The organism is Streptomyces ovatisporus (genome assembly GCF_042653885.1).
In the GTDB taxonomy this organism is placed as follows: domain Bacteria; phylum Actinomycetota; class Actinomycetes; order Streptomycetales; family Streptomycetaceae; genus Streptomyces; species Streptomyces ovatisporus.
In genome coordinates this window covers 121,062-140,840 of sequence record NZ_JBHSFH010000012.1, presented here as the reverse complement: position 1 = coordinate 140,840, position 19,779 = coordinate 121,062, and the positions used below count along the sequence as shown (strand labels likewise).

General features: G+C 70.9%; 15 protein-coding genes and 1 pseudogene. 7 read left to right on the top strand and 9 right to left on the bottom strand.

The window, feature by feature from the left end:
* From ACFPA8_RS21330 to rarD, 5 genes and pseudogenes are all read left to right on the top strand, one after another.
* Positions 1-194: pseudogene (locus ACFPA8_RS21330) on the top strand (sensor histidine kinase); the annotation flags it as partial.
* Positions 195-454: 260 nt separating this feature from the next.
* Positions 455-1,114 (top strand): response regulator transcription factor, encoded by a 660-nt coding sequence (locus tag ACFPA8_RS21325; RefSeq protein ID WP_386450939.1) that lies wholly within the window; start codon positions 455-457, stop codon positions 1,112-1,114.
* 323 nt (positions 1,115-1,437) lie between these two features.
* Positions 1,438-3,300, top strand: a complete 1,863-nt coding sequence (locus ACFPA8_RS21320; RefSeq protein WP_386450937.1) for a 2-oxoacid:acceptor oxidoreductase subunit alpha — start codon at positions 1,438-1,440, stop codon at positions 3,298-3,300.
* Positions 3,293-4,375, top strand: coding sequence for a 2-oxoacid:ferredoxin oxidoreductase subunit beta (locus tag ACFPA8_RS21315; RefSeq protein ID WP_386450908.1), 1,083 nt, complete (start codon positions 3,293-3,295; stop codon positions 4,373-4,375). Before ACFPA8_RS21320 ends, ACFPA8_RS21315 begins: the two co-directional genes overlap by 8 nt.
* A gap of 290 nt (positions 4,376-4,665) precedes the next feature.
* Positions 4,666-5,703: an EamA family transporter RarD gene (gene rarD / locus ACFPA8_RS21310; protein WP_386450907.1), complete on the top strand. Its 1,038-nt coding sequence runs from the start codon at positions 4,666-4,668 to the stop codon at positions 5,701-5,703.
* Here rarD and ACFPA8_RS21305 read toward each other — a convergent pair.
* From ACFPA8_RS21305 to ACFPA8_RS21290, 4 genes are all read right to left on the bottom strand, one after another.
* A complete protein-coding gene (locus ACFPA8_RS21305; protein WP_386450906.1) occupies positions 5,693-6,640 on the bottom strand; it encodes an ABC transporter permease in 948 nt (315 codons plus the stop codon). The two genes, rarD and ACFPA8_RS21305, sit on opposite strands and share 11 nt — an antisense overlap.
* Positions 6,627-7,622 (bottom strand): ABC transporter ATP-binding protein, encoded by a 996-nt coding sequence (locus ACFPA8_RS21300; RefSeq protein WP_386450904.1) that lies wholly within the window; start codon positions 7,620-7,622, stop codon positions 6,627-6,629. Before ACFPA8_RS21300 ends, ACFPA8_RS21305 begins: the two co-directional genes overlap by 14 nt.
* Before the next feature lie 103 nt (positions 7,623-7,725).
* Positions 7,726-9,036: a LolA family protein gene (locus ACFPA8_RS21295; RefSeq protein ID WP_386450902.1), complete on the bottom strand. Its 1,311-nt coding sequence runs from the start codon at positions 9,034-9,036 to the stop codon at positions 7,726-7,728.
* A 294-nt stretch (positions 9,037-9,330) separates the two neighbouring features.
* The gene (locus ACFPA8_RS21290; protein WP_386450900.1) at positions 9,331-10,344 is read right to left on the bottom strand and encodes a polyprenyl synthetase family protein; all 1,014 of its coding nucleotides are present in this window, start codon (positions 10,342-10,344) and stop codon (positions 9,331-9,333) included.
* Positions 10,345-10,715: 371 nt separating this feature from the next.
* Between ACFPA8_RS21290 and fahA the strand changes: the two genes are divergently transcribed.
* Positions 10,716-11,969 (top strand): fumarylacetoacetase, encoded by a 1,254-nt coding sequence (gene fahA, locus ACFPA8_RS21285; RefSeq protein ID WP_386450898.1) that lies wholly within the window; start codon positions 10,716-10,718, stop codon positions 11,967-11,969.
* A 73-nt stretch (positions 11,970-12,042) separates the two neighbouring features.
* Here fahA and ACFPA8_RS21280 read toward each other — a convergent pair whose 3' ends face one another.
* Complete coding sequence (locus ACFPA8_RS21280) at positions 12,043-12,897, bottom strand: FadR/GntR family transcriptional regulator (RefSeq protein ID WP_386450896.1); 855 nt, start codon at positions 12,895-12,897, stop codon at positions 12,043-12,045.
* A gap of 5 nt (positions 12,898-12,902) precedes the next feature.
* Positions 12,903-14,234, bottom strand: coding sequence for an enolase C-terminal domain-like protein (locus tag ACFPA8_RS21275; RefSeq protein ID WP_386450894.1), 1,332 nt, complete (start codon positions 14,232-14,234; stop codon positions 12,903-12,905).
* A 326-nt stretch (positions 14,235-14,560) separates the two neighbouring features.
* On the opposite strand from ACFPA8_RS21275, the gene ACFPA8_RS21270 reads away from it, so the two are divergent.
* Positions 14,561-15,499, top strand: coding sequence for a fumarylacetoacetate hydrolase family protein (locus ACFPA8_RS21270; RefSeq protein WP_386450892.1), 939 nt, complete (start codon positions 14,561-14,563; stop codon positions 15,497-15,499).
* A 199-nt stretch (positions 15,500-15,698) separates the two neighbouring features.
* Here ACFPA8_RS21270 and ACFPA8_RS21265 read toward each other — a convergent pair whose 3' ends face one another.
* The 3 genes from ACFPA8_RS21265 to ACFPA8_RS21255 all read right to left on the bottom strand — a co-directional run bounded on the left by ACFPA8_RS21265 (position 15,699) and on the right by ACFPA8_RS21255 (position 19,779).
* A complete protein-coding gene (locus ACFPA8_RS21265; protein WP_386450890.1) occupies positions 15,699-16,253 on the bottom strand; it encodes a hypothetical protein in 555 nt (184 codons plus the stop codon).
* A gap of 224 nt (positions 16,254-16,477) precedes the next feature.
* Positions 16,478-18,121, bottom strand: a complete 1,644-nt coding sequence (gene nuoN / locus ACFPA8_RS21260; protein ID WP_386450935.1) for an NADH-quinone oxidoreductase subunit NuoN — start codon at positions 18,119-18,121, stop codon at positions 16,478-16,480.
* A 5-nt stretch (positions 18,122-18,126) separates the two neighbouring features.
* Positions 18,127-19,779, bottom strand: a complete 1,653-nt coding sequence (locus tag ACFPA8_RS21255) for an NADH-quinone oxidoreductase subunit M (RefSeq protein ID WP_386450888.1) — start codon at positions 19,777-19,779, stop codon at positions 18,127-18,129.

Sequence of the window (19,779 nt, the reverse complement as noted above, 5' to 3'; positions counted from 1 at the left end):
TCGACGTCTGGCACACCCACGACCGCCTCCTCCTCCAAGTCACCGACGACGGACAAGGCGGCGCCAACACCAAAACCGGCACCGGCCTCGCCGGACTCACCGAACGCCTCGACGCCGTCGACGGCCTCCTCGTCATCGACTCCCCCACCGGCGGCCCCACCACCATCACCGCCGAACTCCCCTGGCGGGTCTGAGGTCCCCGCCGGTCCCGCGCCCGGCCTCCCCGCATCCGGCCTCCCCGCGTCCGCAGCTCCCCGGTCCGCCCGTCCCGTCCGGCCGGGCTGAACCGGACCGAGCGCTGTCGCGTCCCCCTCCCGGGACGCCGGCTTCTGGAATGCTGAGCGCGTCGCAGGCGTCGTACTGAAGGACGGCGCGGGCGCGCACACCGGAGTCCGGGTGCCGGACAAGTCCGCAGGGGAGTCGGGGGGCCGTGATCGTGGAGGACGTGGAGAAGGTGCAGGTCGTCATCGCCGAGGACTCGGTGCTGCTGCGCGAGGGACTGACCCGGCTGCTGACCGACCGGGGACACGAGGTGGTGGCGGGCGTCGGCGACGGCGACGCGCTGGTCAAGACCGTCGCCGAACTGGCGGACGCCGGCCGCCTCCCCGACGTGGTGGTCGCGGACGTACGGATGCCCCCGACGCACACGGACGAGGGCGTACGGGCCGCCATCGCCCTCCGCGAGGCCCACGCGGACCTCGGGGTGCTGGTCCTGTCGCAGTACGTCGAGGAGCAGTACGCGACCGAGCTGCTGGCCGGCTCCAGCAAGGGCGTCGGCTACCTGCTCAAGGACCGCGTGGCCGACGTACGCGAGTTCGTCGACGCCGTGGTCCGGGTGGCCGAGGGCGGTACGGCGCTCGACCCGGAGGTCGTCGCGCAGCTGCTGGGCCGCAGCCGCAAGCAGGACGTACTGGCCGGGCTGACCCCGCGCGAGAGGGAGGTGCTGGGGCTGATGGCCGAGGGGCGCACGAACTCCGCGGTCGCCCGGCAACTCGTGGTCAGCCACGGCGCCGTCGAGAAGCACGTGAGCAACATCTTCCTGAAGCTGGGCCTCTCCCAGAGTGACGCGGATCACCGCAGGGTGCTGGCCGTGCTGACCTATCTCAATTCGTAGCCGTGTCCGGTTTCCGGCCCGCACCCGCCATCAGCCGCGTGAGCAGGGACGGAGCCCGCTCACAAGGGACGCTGAAGGGCACGTGGTGCAGGGTGGACCGACTGCCGGACGGTTGTCTCACGGGTGCGTCCGCAATGTGAGCGCTCCAGGGAAGGTAACCCTTACCGACGTACGATGGCTGGCGAGTACGCCGCCTCAAGGAGGTCCGATCCACCGTGACCAACCAGGTCAACAGCCCAGCCGGGCAGCGCCCGGGCACCGGCTCCCCCGGCAGCAGCGGGACGAACGGAGCCGGCGGCGCCGAGGGGGACGCGAAGACCGAACTGAGCGGCAAGGAGGTCCGCCGCCTCGACCGTGTGATCATCCGCTTCGCCGGCGACTCCGGCGACGGCATGCAGCTGACCGGTGACCGCTTCACCTCCGAGACGGCCTCCTTCGGCAACGACCTCTCCACACTGCCGAACTTCCCCGCCGAGATCCGGGCTCCCGCAGGCACGCTGCCGGGTGTCTCCAGCTTCCAGCTGCACTTCGCCGACCACGACATCCTCACCCCGGGCGACGCCCCGAACGTCCTGGTCGCGATGAACCCCGCGGCGCTCAAGGCGAACATCGCCGACGTCCCGCGCGGTGCGGAGATCATCGTGAACACCGACGAGTTCACCAAGCGGGCCATGGCCAAGGTGGGTTACGAAACCAGCCCGCTGGACGACGGCTCCCTCGACAACTACCGCGTGCACCGGGTGCCGCTGACGACGCTCACCATCGAGGCGCTGAAGGACTTCGACGTCGGCCGCAAGGACGCCGGCCGCTCGAAGAACATGTTCGCCCTCGGGCTGCTGTCGTGGATGTACCACCGTCCCACCGACCAGACCGAGCACTTCCTGCGGACGAAGTTCGCGAAGAAGCCGCAGGTGGCACAGGCCAACATCGCCGCCTTCCGCGCCGGCTGGAACTTCGGCGAGACCACCGAGGACTTCGCCGTCTCCTACGAGGTCGCGCCGGCCAGGAAGGCCTTCCCGCCCGGTACGTACCGCAACATCTCCGGCAACCTCGCCCTGTCCTACGGGCTGATCGCCGCGTCCCGGCAGGCGGACCTGCCGCTCTTCCTCGGCTCCTACCCGATCACCCCCGCCTCCGACGTCCTCCACGAGCTGTCCCGGCACAAGAACTTCGGCGTACGCACCTTCCAGGCGGAGGACGAGATCGCCGGGATCGGCGCCGCGCTCGGAGCGGCCTTCGGCGGCGCGCTGGGCGTGACCACGACCTCCGGGCCCGGCGTGGCGCTGAAGTCCGAGACGATCGGGCTGGCGGTCTCCCTCGAACTGCCGCTGCTGGTGGTCGACATCCAGCGCGGCGGCCCCTCGACGGGCCTGCCCACCAAGACCGAGCAGGCCGACCTGCTGCAGGCGATGTACGGCCGCAACGGCGAGGCGCCGGTGCCGATCGTCGCCCCGGCCACGCCCGCCGACTGCTTCACCGCGGCACTCGAGGCCGCCCGCATCGCGCTGACCTACCGCACCCCCGTCTTCCTGCTCTCCGACGGCTACCTCGCCAACGGCTCCGAACCGTGGCGGATCCCGGAGGTGGACGACCTGCCCGACCTCCGGGTGCACTTCGCCAAGGAGCCCAACCACCGGCTGGAGGACGGCACCGAGGTCTTCTGGCCGTACAAGCGCGACCCGCAGACCCTCGCCCGCCCCTGGGCCGTCCCCGGTACGCCGGGCCTGGAACACCGCGTGGGCGGCATCGAGAAGCAGGACGGCACGGGCAACATCTCCTACGACCCGGCCAACCACGACCTGATGGTCCGTACCCGGCAGGCGAAGATCGACGGCATCGACGTCCCCGACATCGAGGCCGACGATCCGGACGGCGCGGCGAACGTGCTGGTACTGGGCTGGGGTTCGACGTACGGGCCCATCACCGCCGCAGTGCGGCGGCTGCGCCGCAACGGACAGCACATCGCCCAGGCCCACCTGCGGCATCTCAACCCGCTGCCGGGCAACCTCGGCGCGCTGCTGCGGAACTACGAGAAGGTCGTCGTCCCCGAGATGAACCTGGGCCAGCTCGCCACTCTCGTACGCGCCAAGTACCTCGTCGACGCCCACTCCTACACCCAGGTCAACGGCATGCCGTTCAAGGCCGAGCAGCTGGCGACCGCTTTGAAGGAGGCCACCAATGACTGAGACGACCCAGGTCTCCGAGCCGCTCTCCCTCGTGCCCAAGGCCGAGGCCGCCCAGAGCATGAAGGACTTCAAGTCCGACCAGGAGGTGCGCTGGTGCCCCGGCTGCGGCGACTACGCCGTGCTGGCCGCCGTGCAGGGGTTCATGCCCCAACTCGGCCTGGCCAAGGAGAACATCGTCTTCGTCTCCGGCATCGGCTGCTCCTCCCGCTTCCCGTACTACATGAACACCTACGGGATGCACTCCATCCACGGCCGCGCCCCGGCCATCGCGACCGGCCTCGCCAGCTCGCGCCGCGATCTGTCGGTGTGGGTCGTCACGGGTGACGGGGACGCGCTGTCGATCGGCGGGAACCACCTCATCCACGCGCTGCGCCGCAACGTCAACTTGAAGATCCTGCTCTTCAACAACCGCATCTACGGCCTCACCAAGGGCCAGTACAGCCCCACTTCCGAGGCCGGGAAGATCACGAAGTCCACGCCGATGGGCTCGCTGGACTCCCCGTTCAACCCCGTCTCCCTCGCACTGGGGGCCGAGGCGTCCTTCGTCGCGCGTACGGTCGACTCCGACCGCAAGCATCTGACGGCCACCCTGCAGGCGGCGGCGGACCACCCGGGCACGGCACTGGTGGAGATCTACCAGAACTGCAACATCTTCAACGACGGCGCCTTCGAGGTGCTCAAGGACAAGCAGCTGGCCCAGGAGGCCGTCATCCGGCTCGAACACGGGGAGCCGATCCGCTTCGGCACCCCCGGCGAGGACGGCCTGGGCACCAAGGGCGTGGTCCGCGACCCGGCGACCGGCGAGCTGCGCATCGTCGACATCACGGAGGAGGGCACCGACGGCGTCCTCACCCACGACGCACACGCCCCGTCCCCCGCCACCGCCTTCGCGCTCTCCCGGCTGGCCGACCCTGACACCCTGCACCACACGCCGATCGGCGTACTCCGGGACGTCCGGCGCCCCGTCTACGACGACGACATGGCGCACCAGCTCGAACAGGCCGTGGAGCAGCACGGGAAGGGCGACCTCGGCTCGCTTCTCGCCGGCAACGACACCTGGACGGTCGCAGGCTGAGACGGCGGAGCTGCTGCCGCCCGCCGGAGGACGACGGGCCACGCGCGGCAGCCGGCCGGCAGGACGGCACAGCAACGGGCGGGCCCCGCCGGAGTCTCCGGCGGGGCCCGCCCGTGCCGTACGTGCGCCGGAGTCACCGCCTGACACCCGCCTGTCGTCGCTGCCCCGGCCATACGACGTCAGGCCGTCGGTACCTTCTGTGCCGTCAGTACCGTCATGTGAAACGGAGATGACAGCCGAGTCGGCGCGGCGTTACGGTCGTCCGGGCGTCGGGCAGGAGGAGGACGGCAGTGGGAGACCGAAGCGACAAGCGGGCCGGCCTGCTCTACGGTTTCGGTGCCTACGGCCTGTGGGGGATCCTGCCGCTCTACTGGCACCTGCTCGAATCCACGCCCCCCGCCGAAGTGCTCGCCCACCGGATGGTGTGGTCCCTGCCCACCGCGCTGCTGCTGCTCGTCGCGCTGCGGCGCTGGTCGTGGATACGTCCGCTGGTCCGGCAGCCCAGGAAACTCGGACTCGTCGTCCTCGCCGCCGCGGCCATCTCCCTCAACTGGTGGCTGTTCATCTGGGCGGTGAGCGTGGGGCGCGTCCTGGAGTGCTCGCTCGGCTACTTCATCAACCCGCTGGTCTCCATCGCCTTCGGCGTACTGCTGCTGCGCGAACGCCTCCGCCCCGCCCAGTGGGCCGCCGTCGCGATCGGTGCCGTCGCGGTCGCCGTGATGAGCATCGGATACGGGCAGGTCCCCTGGCTCTCCATCGCCCTCGCCCTGTGCTTCGCCCTGTACGGGCTCATCAAGAAGCGCCTCCAGATGGACGGTGTGGACAGCTTCACCGCGGAGACCGCCGTCCAGTTCCTGCCCGCGCTGGGCTTTCTGGTCTACCTCGCGGTCATGGGCGAGGGCACCTTCGTCAGCGGCGGTACGGGGCACGCGCTGCTGCTCGCCGTATCGGGGCTCGTGACGGCCGTCCCGCTGATCTTCTTCGGCAGTGCGGCGGTACGGCTGCCGCTCTCCACCATCGGGCTGCTGCAGTACCTGGCGCCCGCGCTGATGTTCGTGCTGGGGCTGTTCGCGTTCCACGAGGAGATGCCGCCGGAGCGCTGGGCCGGCTTCGTCCTCGTGTGGATCGCGCTCTGCCTCCTCACCTGGGACGCGCTGCGTACCGGGCACCGGACCCGTACGCGGCTCCGTGCGGCGGCACGCGAGGCCGCGGAGTGCGGTGCGGCGGCCCGGCAGCCGTCGGGCTCGTCCGCGGACGGGCCGGCGGACGGCTCCGACGCCTCCGGGACCGGGTCGCAGGCCGCCTCGGCCCCCTGCACTAAGCCGTGATGTCGCGAGTGGTGAAACGCGCCCACGCCGCGGAGCCGAACACGGCGGCGTAGAGCGCCTGCAGTCCGGCGTTCCTCAGCAGTTCCTCCCAGTAGACGGGAGCGCGGAGCAGGTCGGCGAAGCTGAGCCAGTAGTGCGTGAAGAGGTACGGGTGCGCTGCGTGCAGCTGCGGAATGGTGTCGATGATCTGCACCGTGAGGAGCAGCCCGACCGTCGCGGCCATGGCGGCGATCCCGCTGTTCGTCAGGGTCGAGATGAACAGTCCGAGCGCGGCCAGTCCCGTCAGCGACAGAGCCACGGCGAGAGCGATCGCCAGGGCGCGCAGCAGCCCTTCCGAGAACGGGACGGTGGTCCCCGACAGCAGCGTGACGTCGCCGACCGGGAAGAGCAACGCGCCCGCGGCCAGCGCGAAGACGGCCACGACGAGGGTGGCGACCAGGCAGAAGACCATGGTCCCGGCGAACTTGACCACGAGCAGCCGGGTGCGTCCCGCCGGTGCGACCAGCAGATACCGCAGCGTCCCCGCGTTGGCCTCGCCCGCGACGGAGTCCCCGGCGATGACGCCCACGGTCATCGGCAGGAAGAAGGGCAGGGTGACGGCCAGCGAGGTGAAGACGAGGAACAGTCCGTTGTTGGTGATCTGCGAGATGAAGGCCGGTCCCCCGCCCCCGCCGCCTCCCGAACCACCGCCGTCGGCCGTCTCGATCTTGACCGCGATGCCGACGAGGACGGGGATCACGGCGAGTACGCCCAGCAGCGCGAGGGTGCGCAAGCGGCGGAAGGTGGTGAGGACCTCGCTGCGGAAGAGGGACCAGGCCCGGCGCGGGCCGGACGGACGCCCCGCCGGCGTGGGTGACGCGTCCTGCGCGGACCGGGGCGCCTCGTCCGCGCCGGCGGCGGACTCTCCGTCCTGACCGGTGAGTTCAGCCTGCGACATCGAAGCCCTCCCCGGTGAGCGAGACGAAGACGTCCTCCAGCGAGACCCTCGTGACGCCGAAGGCCCGTACGCGCACCCCGGCCCGTACGAGGGCGGCGTTGAGGTCGGCGAGGTCCGGTGGCGGGCCGCCGGGCGGTTCCGCGGCCGCGGGCAGTTCACCGGTGATCACCTGACCCTCCGGCGACTCCTCGGCGGCCAGGTCGCCCAGCCCGTGTTCCTTCAGCACGCGCATCGCCTCCGCCCCGTCCCCGTCCGGTGTGGTCACGGAGAGCTTTCCGCGGGCGTCCGCGGACATCTCGGCGACCGTGCCCTGGGTGACGAGCCGCCCGCGGTTCATCACCGCCGTGTGCGAGCAGACCTGCTCGATCTCGTCGAGGAGGTGGGAGGAGAGAAAGACGGTGGTCCCGTCCTGCGCCAACGCCCGTACCAGGGAACGGATCTCCCGCATGCCCTGCGGATCCAGACCGTTGGTGGGCTCGTCCAGCACCAGCAGCTCACGCGGCTGCAGCAGCGCCGCGGCGATGCCCAGCCGCTGCTTCATGCCCAGCGAGTACGCCTTGGCCTTCTTGCCCGCGGCTGCCGAGAGCCCCACCCGCTCCAGCGCCGCCTCCACGCGTGACGCACGGGTGCGGGGATCGGCCGTGGGGTCCGCCGCGTCGTAGCGGAGGAGGTTGCCGCGCCCGGTGAGGAAACCGTAGAGCGCGGGGCCCTCGATGAGGGCACCCACCCGCGGCAGCACGTCCCTGCCCGCCCGCGGCATGGGTTCGCCGAGCAGACGGACGCTGCCGCCGGTGGCGTCGATGAGGCCGAGCAGCATGCGGATCGTGGTGGTCTTGCCGGAGCCGTTCGGCCCGAGGAACCCGAAGACGCTGCCACGCGGCACCGACAGATCGAGCCCGTCGACGGCCAACTGCCCGCCGCGGTAACGCTTGCTGAGCCCGCGCGTCTCGATGACGGCTGCGGCGGACGGCTGGCGGCCCATGGTGCTCCCGTGCTCGGTCGGTGGTTCCTTCCCCGCGTGCGTCCCCGCCACCGTGGCGGCGGCGGGGACGGACGCGCGGGAGGTCAGGTCGCTGGGACCGCCGTCACTTGCCGGCTGCCTCGGCGGCCTTGATGAGGCCCTCCTTGCTCACTGCTCCGACGTAGACCGTTCCGTCCTCCGTCATCAGGGCGTTGACCAGACGGGTGCTGAAGACACGGCCCGTGCCGAAGTCGCCCTCGGCCTTCTCGGTGAAGCTGTCGAGCATCTCCTGGGCCTGCGGCGACTTCGAGCCGTCCCGGGCACCGCCCTTGGCGTCCCCGCCGCCCATGCCGGGAAGTCCGCTCACGGCGCCCTCGGGGGACTTGAGTTCGGCCACAGCGCCCCAGCCCTTGCCGATGGTGTTCAGGCCGGACGCGTCGGGCCGGAGGCCCTTCTCTCCCTTTGCGCCCTTCTCCGGCTTCCCGGAGTGCTCGCGCAGGGCCTTGCCGTCGAGCTTCTCCTCCGTGACGTCGGTGCCCTTCGGGGGCTCGAAGTCGAAGGTGCCGGCCGACGGCTTGCCGAAGTCGACCTTCGTGTAGACCACCTCGACGGCCGGCTTGCCGCCGCCCTCGGGGATCAGCGTGAACTTCAGCGGGGTGCCGTTCTCCGCGTCCACGGCGATCCGCACGGAGTCGACCGTCGAGTGCGGGGCGCCCTTGGGCTTCACGAGGAGCTGGTAGGCGTCCCGGCCGGCGATCTGCGCCGTGCCGTCGACGGACACGGACGTGGTGTCCTTCGAAGCCTTCAGCACCTGCCTGGCGGCCTCCTGCGGAGTGACGTTCTGCAGGCCCTTCTCCAGCTTCTCGCTGTGCTCGCGGTGCTTGGAGACGGCGTCCTCGGGGGCGACGGCGTGGAACGCGGTGTCGCTGCCGCTGTCGTACGCCCACACCTCGTTGCCGTTGTGGATCCAGCTGTACTCGGCGGCCTCCTCGACGATCGAGACGCGCTGCTTGTCCGGGCCGTCGGCGGCGACGCGGAGCGTGTGCTCGCCGGAGGCGAGCTCCATCAGCTTCTCCTGGGGCTCGGCCGTGGAGTCCTTGCCCCCGCCCCTGCCCTTCTCCTCACCGCCGGGGCCGTCGCCGTGCGGGCCGCCGCCGAAGAGGCCGCCGCCCTGCTTGCCGCCGCCGTCCATGCCCGGCAGCGCGGGAAGTCCGAGATCCGTGCTCACCTTCACCGTGCCGGACATGTGCTGGGTGTCCGAGGCGGCCATCTTCTCCACCAGCTTCTGCGCCGAGATCTTCGGCAGATCCGGGTTGCCGGAGCTGGCGAGCGCCGGTACGAGCCCGACGGTTGCCGCAGCGATTCCCGCGACAGCGACCGGTATGCCGTACCTGACGGCCTTCCTGCCGGGCGTCCTCGGTTGGATCTGTGCCATGTTGGTGCCCTACCTCCGGGTCGGTGGCGGTTCTGTACGTCGCACTCGTCCTTCCCCGGCCTTCGGCGGGGAGGCCCCGCTGCTGCCTTCGGCGGGGAGGCCCCAGGCCTGCTCCGCCATTCTCCCCGGAATCCCGGGGATGGCGCGGGGTGGTTCCTCAATGGCACCAAAACGGTGAGCTTTGCGCGTCAGCCGGTGGAGGCAACTGTGCGTACTACCGGGGTTGGAGGCAGAGTCCCCCCGCCTCCCCCGTGCGGCGGCCCGTACCGGGTGAGAACCCTGATACCCGTCGCGTCAGGAGGCGCGGTGCACGACGGCGTCGCACAACTGCGAAAGGGCGGCCTTGGCGGCGCAGTCGGGCAGCGGGCGGAGCGTCTCGCGCGCCTCGTCCGCGTAGCGCACGGTGTCGCGGCGGGCCTGCTCCAGCGCCGGGTGGGTGCGCAGTCCCGCCAGGGCCTCGGCGTGCCGGGCGTCGTCCGTCAGGTCGCCGTCCAGCAGCTCGCACAGCGCGCGGTCTTCGGCGGTGCCCTCCGGGGAGGCCGCCCTCATGCGGAGGTGCAGCACGGGGAGGGTGGGGATGCCCTCGCGGAGGTCGGTGCCGGGAGTCTTGCCCGACTCGTGCGAGTCGCTGGCGATGTCCAGTACGTCGTCCGCGAGTTGGAAGGCGGTGCCGACGCGCTCGCCGTACTGCGTGAGGATGGAGACGGCGCTCTCGTCGGCGCCCGACATCAGAGCGCCGAAGCGGCCGGCGACGGCGATGAGCGAACCGGTCTTGCCGGCGATGACGTCCAGGTAGTGCTGCACGGGGTCGCGGCCCTCGCCGGGGCCCGCGGTCTCCATGATCTGCCCGGTGACGAGCCGTTCGAACGCCTCCGCCTGGATGCGGACGGCTTCGGGGCCGAGGTCGGCGAGGATCTGAGAGGCACGGGCGAAGAGGAAGTCGCCGGTCAGCACCGCCACGGAGTTGGTCCAGTTGACGTTCGCGCTGGGAACCCCGCGCCGCACGTCGGCCTCGTCCATCACGTCGTCGTGGTAGAGCGTCGCCAGATGTGTCAGTTCCACGACGACCGCCGAAGGCACCACACCTGGTGCGTGGGGGTCGCCGAACTGTGCGCCGAGCATCACCAGGAGGGGCCGGAACCGCTTTCCGCCGGCACGTACGAGGTGCTGCGCGGCGCCCGTTATGAACGGGACGTCGCTTTTCGTGGCCTCGAAGAGACCTTCTTCGACAGCCGCCAACCCTGCCTGGACATCGGCTTCGAGGGCCTGGTCCCGCACGGTCAGTCCGAAGGGCCCGACGACGGTCACGAGGGGTCTCCTGTCTGCGTAAGGCAAATGGGCGGCCGATGGTGGACGCCCGCTGTCCTCAACTTCCCGGCACCGCCGTCACCAGTCATCGGCGTTGCCGTCACCGGGCAGCGTATCCGGTCCTTGCACGATCACCATGGGCGCCCGGTCGGCACCGCATCAAGGGGTACTCCGCGCCCGATCCGGATACGTCCCTGCACCCGGGCCCCGATGAGAGCGCCCGCCGCCCTCTGCCGCCGCGGGGCGGGGCAGCTCAGGGCAGCGCGGGGCAGCGCCGGCCGGTGCGGGCAGGGCGGCACACGGCGCACCCGGCAGGTGGCCGTACGCTGAGTTCGCCCTGGACCGGCGACGATCTCGAAGGCGAGGCACCCGTGACCGCGAACCCTCCCCCACAGCTACGCGTGGGGGGTACCCCCACCGACCTGCCCGAGGGAGACCCCTTCGGCCCGCACAACCTCCCCTACGGGGTGGGCACCGCCCGGCAGGAGCCGGACCGTCCGCACATCGTCGTGCGCTATGGCGACTCCGTGCTGGACGCGGGCGCCGCCGCGGACGCCTTCGGCTCGCCCCACGCGGCGCTGCTGAAGCAGCCGAGGCTCAACTCCCTGATGGCGGCGGGCCGTCCGGTGTGGACGGAGGTGCGCGCCCAGCTTCGCGAGTGGCTGACCGCGTCCCAGCACCGTGACACGGTGCGGCAGTTCCTCCGTCCGCTGTCCGGCATGACGATGCGGCTGCCCTTCGACGTCGCCGACTACGTGGACTTCTACGCGAGCGAGCACCACGCGACCAACGTCGGCCGCATCTTCCGGCCCGACGGTGCCGCGCTGACGCCCAACTGGAAGCACCTGCCCATCGGTTATCACGGCCGCGCCGGCACCGTCGTGGTCTCCGGCACCCCGGTCGTACGCCCCAAGGGCCAGCGCAGACCGCCGCACGAGGAGGCTCCCCTCTTCGGGCCGTCCAGGCGGCTCGACATCGAGGCCGAGGTCGGCTTCGTCGTGGGCGCTCCGTCCGAGCAGGGCACCGCCGTGCCGCTGTCCGGCTTCCGCGACCACGTCTTCGGCGTGACGCTGCTCAACGACTGGTCCGCACGCGACATCCAGGCATGGGAGTACGTGCCGCTCGGGCCGTTCCTCGGCAAGTCCTTCGCGACCTCCGTCTCCGCCTGGATCACCCCGCTCGACGCCCTGGACGCCGCCCGTACGGCACCGCCCGCGCGGGACGTACCGGTGCTGGAGTACCTGGACGACGCCGAGGAGGCGGAGCCCGGCGGCATCGACCTGCGCATCACCGTCAGCATCAACGGCCACACAGTCGCCGAGCCCCCCTTCTCGGCGATGTACTGGACGGCCGCGCAGCAACTGGCCCACATGACCGTCAACGGGGCCTCGCTGCGCACGGGCGACCTGTACGCCTCGGGCACCGTCAGCGGCCCGGAACCCGCTCAGCGGGGCTGTCTGCTTGAGCTGACGTGGGGCGGCAAGGAACCGCTGCAACTCCCGGACGGCAGCCGGGCGTTCCTGGAGGACGGCGACGAGGTGACGCTCTCGGCCTGGGCGCCTGGGCCGGACGGCAGCCGCATCGGCATGGGCGAGGTCCGCGGACGCGTGGAACCGCCGCGCTGACAGCGAGCCTGAGGACCTGACGCGGGCACCGGACCGACGGAACCCGGGGGCGCTCCGTCCCCCGGGCACCCGATCACCGCGCTGGGCTGTCCTCGGCGTCCGGAGGGCCGTGCGGTGTGCCCTGCGGGGCGCCGGGAGCGGCGGGTCCGGGGCTCTCCGTGCCGTCGCGGACGGCGTCCAGGCGGGCCCGCACCCAGTTCTCCACGTCGCTGACGTGACGGCTGGCGGCGGCGAACGCCCCGAGGCTGTCGCGGGCGCGGAGCGCGGTGTAGATGTCCATGTGCTGCTGATGCGTCCAGGCGAGGACGTCCGACTTGACCAGGGCCCGCCAGACGCGGGCCCTGGCCGTGCGGTTGCTCACCGAGGAGACCAGCGACTCCAGGGTGCGGTTGCCCGTCGCAGCGACGATCTCCGCGTGGAACGCCAGGTCCTCGCGGACCAGTTCGCCCGGGTCCTGGAGCGTGCGCATCCGCTCGATCCGCTCGAGCAGCGCGTCGAGTGCGGCCCCGTCCATGCGGGTCGCGGCGAGCGCCGTGGCACCCGGCTCCAGTACCTTGCGGCACTCGAGCATCTCGTCCAGCGCGGTGTCCTGCGCCAGGTCGAGGAAGCTGCCGATCGCGCTCAGCAGCCGTTCGGGACGCAGGTCCGTGACGAAGGTGCCGTCACCACGCCGTACGTCCAGGACCCCGGCCATCGCCAGCGCCCGCACCGCCTCCCGGAGCGAGGGGCGGGAGAGCTCCAGCTCCCTGGCGAGCACGGCCTCGGACGGCAGCCGGTGGCCCGGCGTGAACTCGCCTGTCTCGATGCGCTTCTTGAGACGGCTGATGGCCACGTCGACGACGCTGCCGACGCCGCCCGCGACCTCGGCGGCGCTCATGTCCCCGCCCGCTTCTGCACCGTTGTGCTCCCTGTCCCTGTCGGCCGGCATGCGCGTCAGGATGTCACCTGCCGCGGACCGCTCCAGACGGAACCGTCCGGGTAGCGGTGTGCTTCGAGCGTCTCGCGGCGGATCTGCGCGCTGTAACCGGGCGCCCGGGGAACCATGTAGCGCGAGCCGCGCACCCGGACCGGGTCGAGGAAGTGCTCGTGCAGGTGGTCGACGTACTCGATGACCCGGTCCTCCATGGATCCGCTGACCGCCACGTAGTCGAAGATCGACAGGTGCTGCACGAGTTCGCACAGGCCGACGCCGCCCGCGTGCGGGCAGACCGGCACCCCGTGCGCCGCGGCCAGGAGCAGGGAGGCCACCGCCTCGTTGACGCCGCCGAGCCGGCAGGCGTCGATCTGGCAGATGCCGATCGCGTCGGCCTGCAGGAACTGCTTGAACATCACCGCGTTGTGGGCGTGTTCACCCGTGGCCACGTGGATCGGCTTGATGCTGCGGGCGATGGCGGCGTGGCCCAGGACGTCGTCCGGGCTCGTGGGCTCCTCGAACCACCAGATGTCGAACTCCTTGAGCGCTTCCGCCCATTCGACCGCCTCGGCGACACCGAGAGTCTGGTTGGCGTCGATCATCAGCCGGCGCTCGGGGCCGATGATCCTGCGGGCGATGCGGCAGCGGCGTACGTCGTCGCCGAGGTCGGCGCCGACCTTGAGCTTGACCGAGTCCCAGCCCTGCTCGACGGCCTCGCGGCACAGCCGGGCCAGCTTCTCGTCGTCGTAGCCGAGCCAGCCCGCGCTGGTGGTGTAGGCGGGGTAGCCGTGCTCGCGTACGTGGGCCTCACGCCCGGCGCGGCCCGGTACGCGCGCCTCCAGCATCTCCAGGGCGGCATCCGGGGTGAGGGCGTCCTTGAGGTAGCGCCAGTCGACGAGGTCGACGATCTGCTGCGGCGTGAAGTCGGAGAGCAGCTTCCACACGGGCTTGTCCGCGAGCTTGGCGGCGAGGTCCCAGCCGGCGTTGACGACAGCCGCGGTGCCCAGGTGGATCGCCCCCTTGTCGGGGCCGAGCCAGCGCAACTGGCTGTCGCCGAGCAGGTGCCGGGAGAAACCGCCGAGGTCGGCTGCGATCTCCTCCACGGAGAGCCCGACCGCCCGTTCACCGACGGCCTGGGCCGCCCGGGTCGCCAGGTCGTTGCCGCGTCCGATCGTGAACGTGAACCCGTGGCCCCCGGAGACGGATGCGGAGCTCCCCTCCCCCTCGACGTGCAGCACCACGTATGCCGCGGAGTAGTCCGGTGCCTCGTTCATCGCGTCGGAGCCGTCGAGAGAACGAGAGGTGGGGAAGCGGACGTCGATCGTCTCGACGTCGACGATACGGGCGGTCATCTGCGCTCACTCCTGTTGCATGCGTGAAGGCCGAGGGACACCGTGCCGCGCCGCGCCCGGGGACTCGGCGTCCGGGGCGGGCGCCGCGGTCGGCGTGCACGCTCAGACTCGCGAACACGGCCAAGATGTCAGATGTCTGGCCTCATCGCCAGACCGACCCGGCGAAGGCCGTTGATCAACACACAGGTGAATCGTTGATTCACCACCCCTTGTCAGCGGTGACCACGGACGTTACGTTCCAGCGGTCAGATGTCTCCAAGGCCGTCTCTCCCCCGTCCACAGCGACAGGCACGTGCAGACGGAGCCGAGCAAGAGAGGAGCAGGCGATGACACGCATCATCCGCTTCGCCGACGGGAGCGGGACCGTACGCACGGGCGTCGCCGACGGGACGGGTGCGGTGCGCGCCTTCGACGGCGTCACACGCATCGCCGATCTGCTGCGCCTGCCCACCGGTGAACTGCGCGCCCTCGTGGAGAGGACGTCCGGGGGACCGGCGGTCTTCGCCGAGTCCGGCGTGCTGGTCCTGCCGCCGCTGGACGGGCTGATGGAGTTGTGGGCCGCGGGCGTCACCTACGAGCGCTCACGCGAGGCGAGGGTCGCCGAGAGCACCGAACAGTCCGTCTACGAGCGGGTCTACGACGCCGAACGCCCCGAACTCTTCTTCAAGGCCCCGCCGTGGCGCGTGGTGACGGACGACGAGCCGATCGCCGTACGGGACGACTCCGAGCTGAACGTCCCCGAGCCCGAGCTCGGCCTCGTCATCAACAGGCAGGGTGAGACAGTCGGTTACGTCGTCGCCGACGACGTCAGCTCACGCACCATCGAGGGCGAGAACCCGCTCTACCTCCCCCAGGCCAAGATCTACGGCGGAAGCGCCTCGGTCTCCTCGGGCATCGTGCCCGCGTGGGAGCTGCCGGACACGACAGCCCTCGGCATCCGCCTCGTCGTACGGCGGGACGGAGCCGTCGCCTTCGAGGGAGAGACCTCGACGGCCGCCTTCCACCGCGACCCGCACGGGCTGCCCGCCCACCTCTGGCACGCCCAGCCCTTCCCCGACGGGGCGGTCCTGTGCACGGGCACGGGCATCGTCCCCGAGATGGACTTCACGCTGCGGGGCGGCGACACGGTGGAGATCACCATCGACGGCGTGGGCACGCTGAGCAACCCCGTACTCGGGGACCAGGCCCAGCTGGACTGGCTGGTCGACGCCGTCGACGAGCCGCTGGTACGCCGCCGCGAGCGGCGGGGTCACCGGTCCGCCTGAACCCCGCCGCGCCGGCGTACGCGGACATCGGCGCGGCCAGAGGTCTGACAGCCCGGTCGCCGCATCAAGAAGGGCGCCCGGTGCGACGGACGTCTACGCCAGGGGCGTACGAGACCGATGGCGACGAGTGCTGCCGCCGGTCCCTCGTCCTGCCTCTCGGCGTGCTGCCGCACCACACCGGCCGTCTCCACGGCCGAGGTCACTCCTGGGGGATCAGCTTCGCCACGTCCCCCGGGTTCTCGGGAAGCTTCGCCGGAGCGTCGGCGACCCTGGCGTAGACGTCCGTCGCACCGCCGTTCCAACTGACCTTCATGCTCTCGGCCTTGAGCGCTCCGACTGTGCCGTTCGTACGGTCCTCACCGGTGCCGCCGGGACACTTGAGGGTCAGCGTCCGCTTGCCCTGGCCCACGACCCGGCCCGTGCAGTTCGACTCCTGCCGCAGCAGGGTCACGGCGTCCCCGGCGATGGTCAGCACGAGTTGCTTGCCCTTCGCCTTCCAGATGCCCGCCACCTTCGGAGGCCCTTCGCCCTTCCCGGAACCGCCCTCTCCCCCGGTGGACCCGGACCCCCCGTCCCCGGCCGGGGCCTCGGTCTTCTCACCGGAGGCGGAGGAGGACGCCGATGCCTTCGGCTTGCCGCCGCCGTCGCCGCCGTCCTCGGCCGCCTTGTCCTCGCTGCTCCCGCAGCCGCTCACCAGCAGCGCCGCCGCCGCGATCGCAGCCACCGCCCCCGCCGTCCGCGCTGATGTGCGCACGTTTCGTCTCCCTCGGGTCGAGCCCCCACCTCATTGCAGGGGCATGTCAAATTAGCAGTTGCGGGTCCTCTTCTGAACGCCACTTGCACCCCGCCCCGCGGCCCCCCGGCCGGGGCGTGCGAGCCGCCCCGACGGTGCCGCCCGGAGGCGCCGCACACGCCGCTGCCCGGCGCCCCGCGAGGGGGTGCCGGGCAGCGGCGCTCTCGTTGCTCCTCCCGGTGGCGTCAGCGGACGAAGACGCCCGCCTGGCTCGCCAGGTCCAGGAAGTACTGCGGGAAGACGCCCAGTACGAGCGTCACGACGACCCCGGCGGTGATGGCCGACGTCGTCCAGACGCTCGGTACGGCGACCGTCGGCCCGTCGGTCTTCGGCTCGCTGAAGAACATCAGCACGATGACGCGGATGTAGAAGAACGCCGCGATCGCCGAGGCGATCACACCGACGACGACCAGCGGAGCGGCCCCGCCGTCCGCCGCGGCGGCGAAGACGGCGAACTTGCCGGAGAACCCGGAGGTCATCGGGATACCGGCGAACGCCAGCAGGAAGATGGAGAAGACGGTCGCCAGCAACGGCGAACGCCGGCCCAGGCCCGCCCACTTGGACAGATGAGTCGCTTCGCCTCCCGCGTCCCTCACCAGCGTGACCACCGCGAAGGCGCCCAGCGTCACGAACGAGTAGGCGCCCAGATAGAAGAGCACCGCGGAGACGCCCCTCTCCGTGGTCGCGATGACGCCTGCGAGCAGGAAGCCCGCGTGCGCGATCGAGGAGTACGCCAGCAGCCGCTTGACGTCGGTCTGCGTGATGGCGATGACCGCGCCCGCCAGCATCGTGACGATCGCGACGCCCCACATCACGGGACGCCAGTCCCAGCGCAGGCCCGGCAGCACCACGTACAGCAGGCGCAGCAGCGCACCGAAGGCGGCGACCTTCGTCGCGGCGGCCATGAAGCCCGTCACGGGAGTCGGAGCGCCCTGGTACACGTCGGGGGTCCACATGTGGAACGGCACCGCGCCGACCTTGAACAGCAGACCCATGACGACCAGGGCACCGCCGATGAGCAGCAGCGCGTCGCTGCCGGTGGTCTCGGCGAGGACCGCGGTCGTCTGCCGGTCGGTGTTGCCGATGACGCGGGCGAGGCCGGAGTAGGCGAAGGTGCCCGCGTAGCCGTACATCAGTGCCGCGCCGAAGAGCAGGAACGCGGACGAGAAGGCTCCCAGCAGGAAGTACTTGACGGCCGACTCCTGCGAGAGGAGACGGCGCCTGCGGGCGAGCGCGCACAGCAGGTAGAGCGGGAGGGAGAAGACCTCCAGCGCGATGAAGAGCGTCAGCAGGTCGTTCGCCGCGGGGAAGATGAGCATGCCGCCGACGGCGAAGAGCAGCAGGGGATAGACCTCGGTGGTCGTCCAGCCGGCCGCGTTCGCCTCCCGCTCGCCCTCGCCGCCCGGTACGGCCGCCGGCTGCGCGGCGAAGGAGTCGACGTGGGCCTTGTGCGACCTCGGTTCGAGGCGCCGCTCCGCGAAGACGAAGACCGAGACCAGCCCGACCAGCAGGATGGTGCCCTGCAGGAAGAGCGTCGGACCGTCGACGGCGATCGCTCCCATGCCCACGACGGCTGCCTTGCTCGTACCGTGCCCGGTGACGGCGAGGCCCAGTACCGCGGCGAAGGCGCTCACCAGCCCCAGCGAGGTGATCACCAGCTGGGCTCCGTAGCGCATCCTGCGGGGCAGGAACGCCTCCAGCACGATGCCGACGACGGCGACGCCCAGCACGATGATGACCGGCGACAGCTGGCCGTACTCGATCTTGGGGGCTTCGAGCGGCTCCGCCGCAAGTGTCCACAGGCTGGGGACAGTCCCCGCTGTTGCCACGGCGCTCACTTGTGGTCACCTCCGGCGTGGCCGTCCACCGGCTTGTAGTCGAACCAGCCCTTGTCGGCGACTGGATGGTCTGGTTTGGGGTCCTTCTTCTGCACGTCCGACATCGTGTGCTCGACCGCGGGGTTGACGATCTCGGTGAGCGACTGCGGGAACACCCCGAAGAAGATCAGCAGAGCGATCAGCGGTGTCACCACGGCCAGTTCGCGGGGCCGCAGGTCCGGCATCTCACGTACGACGCTCTTCTCCACGGGCCCCGTCATCGTCCGCTGGTACATCAGCAGTACGTACAGGGCGGCGAGGATGATGCCCGTCGTGGCCACGACGCCGGCGACCGGGTAGCGGCTGAACGTGCCCACCAGCACGAGGAATTCGCTGATGAACGGCGCCAGCCCGGGCAGCGACAGCGTCGCCAGACCGCCGACGAGGAACGACCCGGCGAGGACGGGGGCGACCTTCTGGACACCGCCGTAGTCCGCGATGAGACGCGAGCCGCGGCGGCTGATGAGGAAGCCCGCGACCAGCATCAGCGCCGCGGTGGAGACGCCGTGGAAGACCATGTAGAGCGTCGCGCCGCTCTGGCCCTGGCTGGTCATCGCGAAGATGCCGAGCACGATGAAGCCGAAGTGGGAGATCGACGCGTACGCGATCAGCCGCTTCATGTCGCGCTGGCCGACGGCCAGCAGAGCGCCGTAGAGGATGCTCACCAGCGCCAGGACGACCACGACGGGCGTCGCCCAGGCGCTCGCCTCGGGGAAGAGGCCGAGGCAGAAGCGGAGCATCGCGAAGGTGCCGACCTTGTCGACGACCGCGGTGATCAGTACCGCCACCGGAGCCGTCGACTCGCCCATCGCGTTGGGCAGCCACGTGTGCAGCGGCCACAGGGGCGCCTTCACGGCGAACGCGAAGAAGAAGCCGAGGAAGAGCAGCCGCTCGGTGTTCGTCCCGAGCTGGAAGTCGCCGTCGGCACGGGCCTGCGCGATCTGCTGCAGCGAGAAGGTGCCCTCGCCCATCTGGTCGGAGGTGGCGACGAAGAGACCGATCACCGCGGCCAGCATGATGAGGCCGCCCGCCAGGTTGTAGAGCAGGAACTTCACTGCCGCGTACGAGCGCTGCTTCGCCGCCTCCTCCTCGCCGGCCGCGTGTGCGCGGTCGCCGAAGCCGCCGATGAGGAAGTACATCGGGATGAGCATGGCTTCGAAGAAGACGTAGAAGAGGAAGACGTCCGTCGCCGCGAAGGAGACGATCACCATGGCTTCGACGGCGAGCATCAGCGCGAAGAAGCCCTGCGTGGGCCGCCAGCGCCGGTTGGGACGGGTGGGCTCCAGGTCGTCCGCGTCGTGCCAGGCCGCTCCGATGATGAAGGGGAGCAGCAGGGCCGTCAGAGCGATGAGGACGGCGGCGATGCCGTCCACGCCCAGTTCGTAGCGGACGCCGAAGTCCTCGATCCAGGCGTGCGATTCGGTCAGCTGATAGCGCTCACCGCCCGGGTCGAAGCGCACCAGCACGGCCACGGCCAGTGCCAGCGTCACCACCGAGAAGAGCAGCGCGCTCCACTTGGCGACGCGCTTCCTCGCGGCGGGCACGGCCGCGGTGGCGATCGCGCCCACCGCGGGCACCACCGCCGTTACCGTCAGCAGGGGAAATGACAT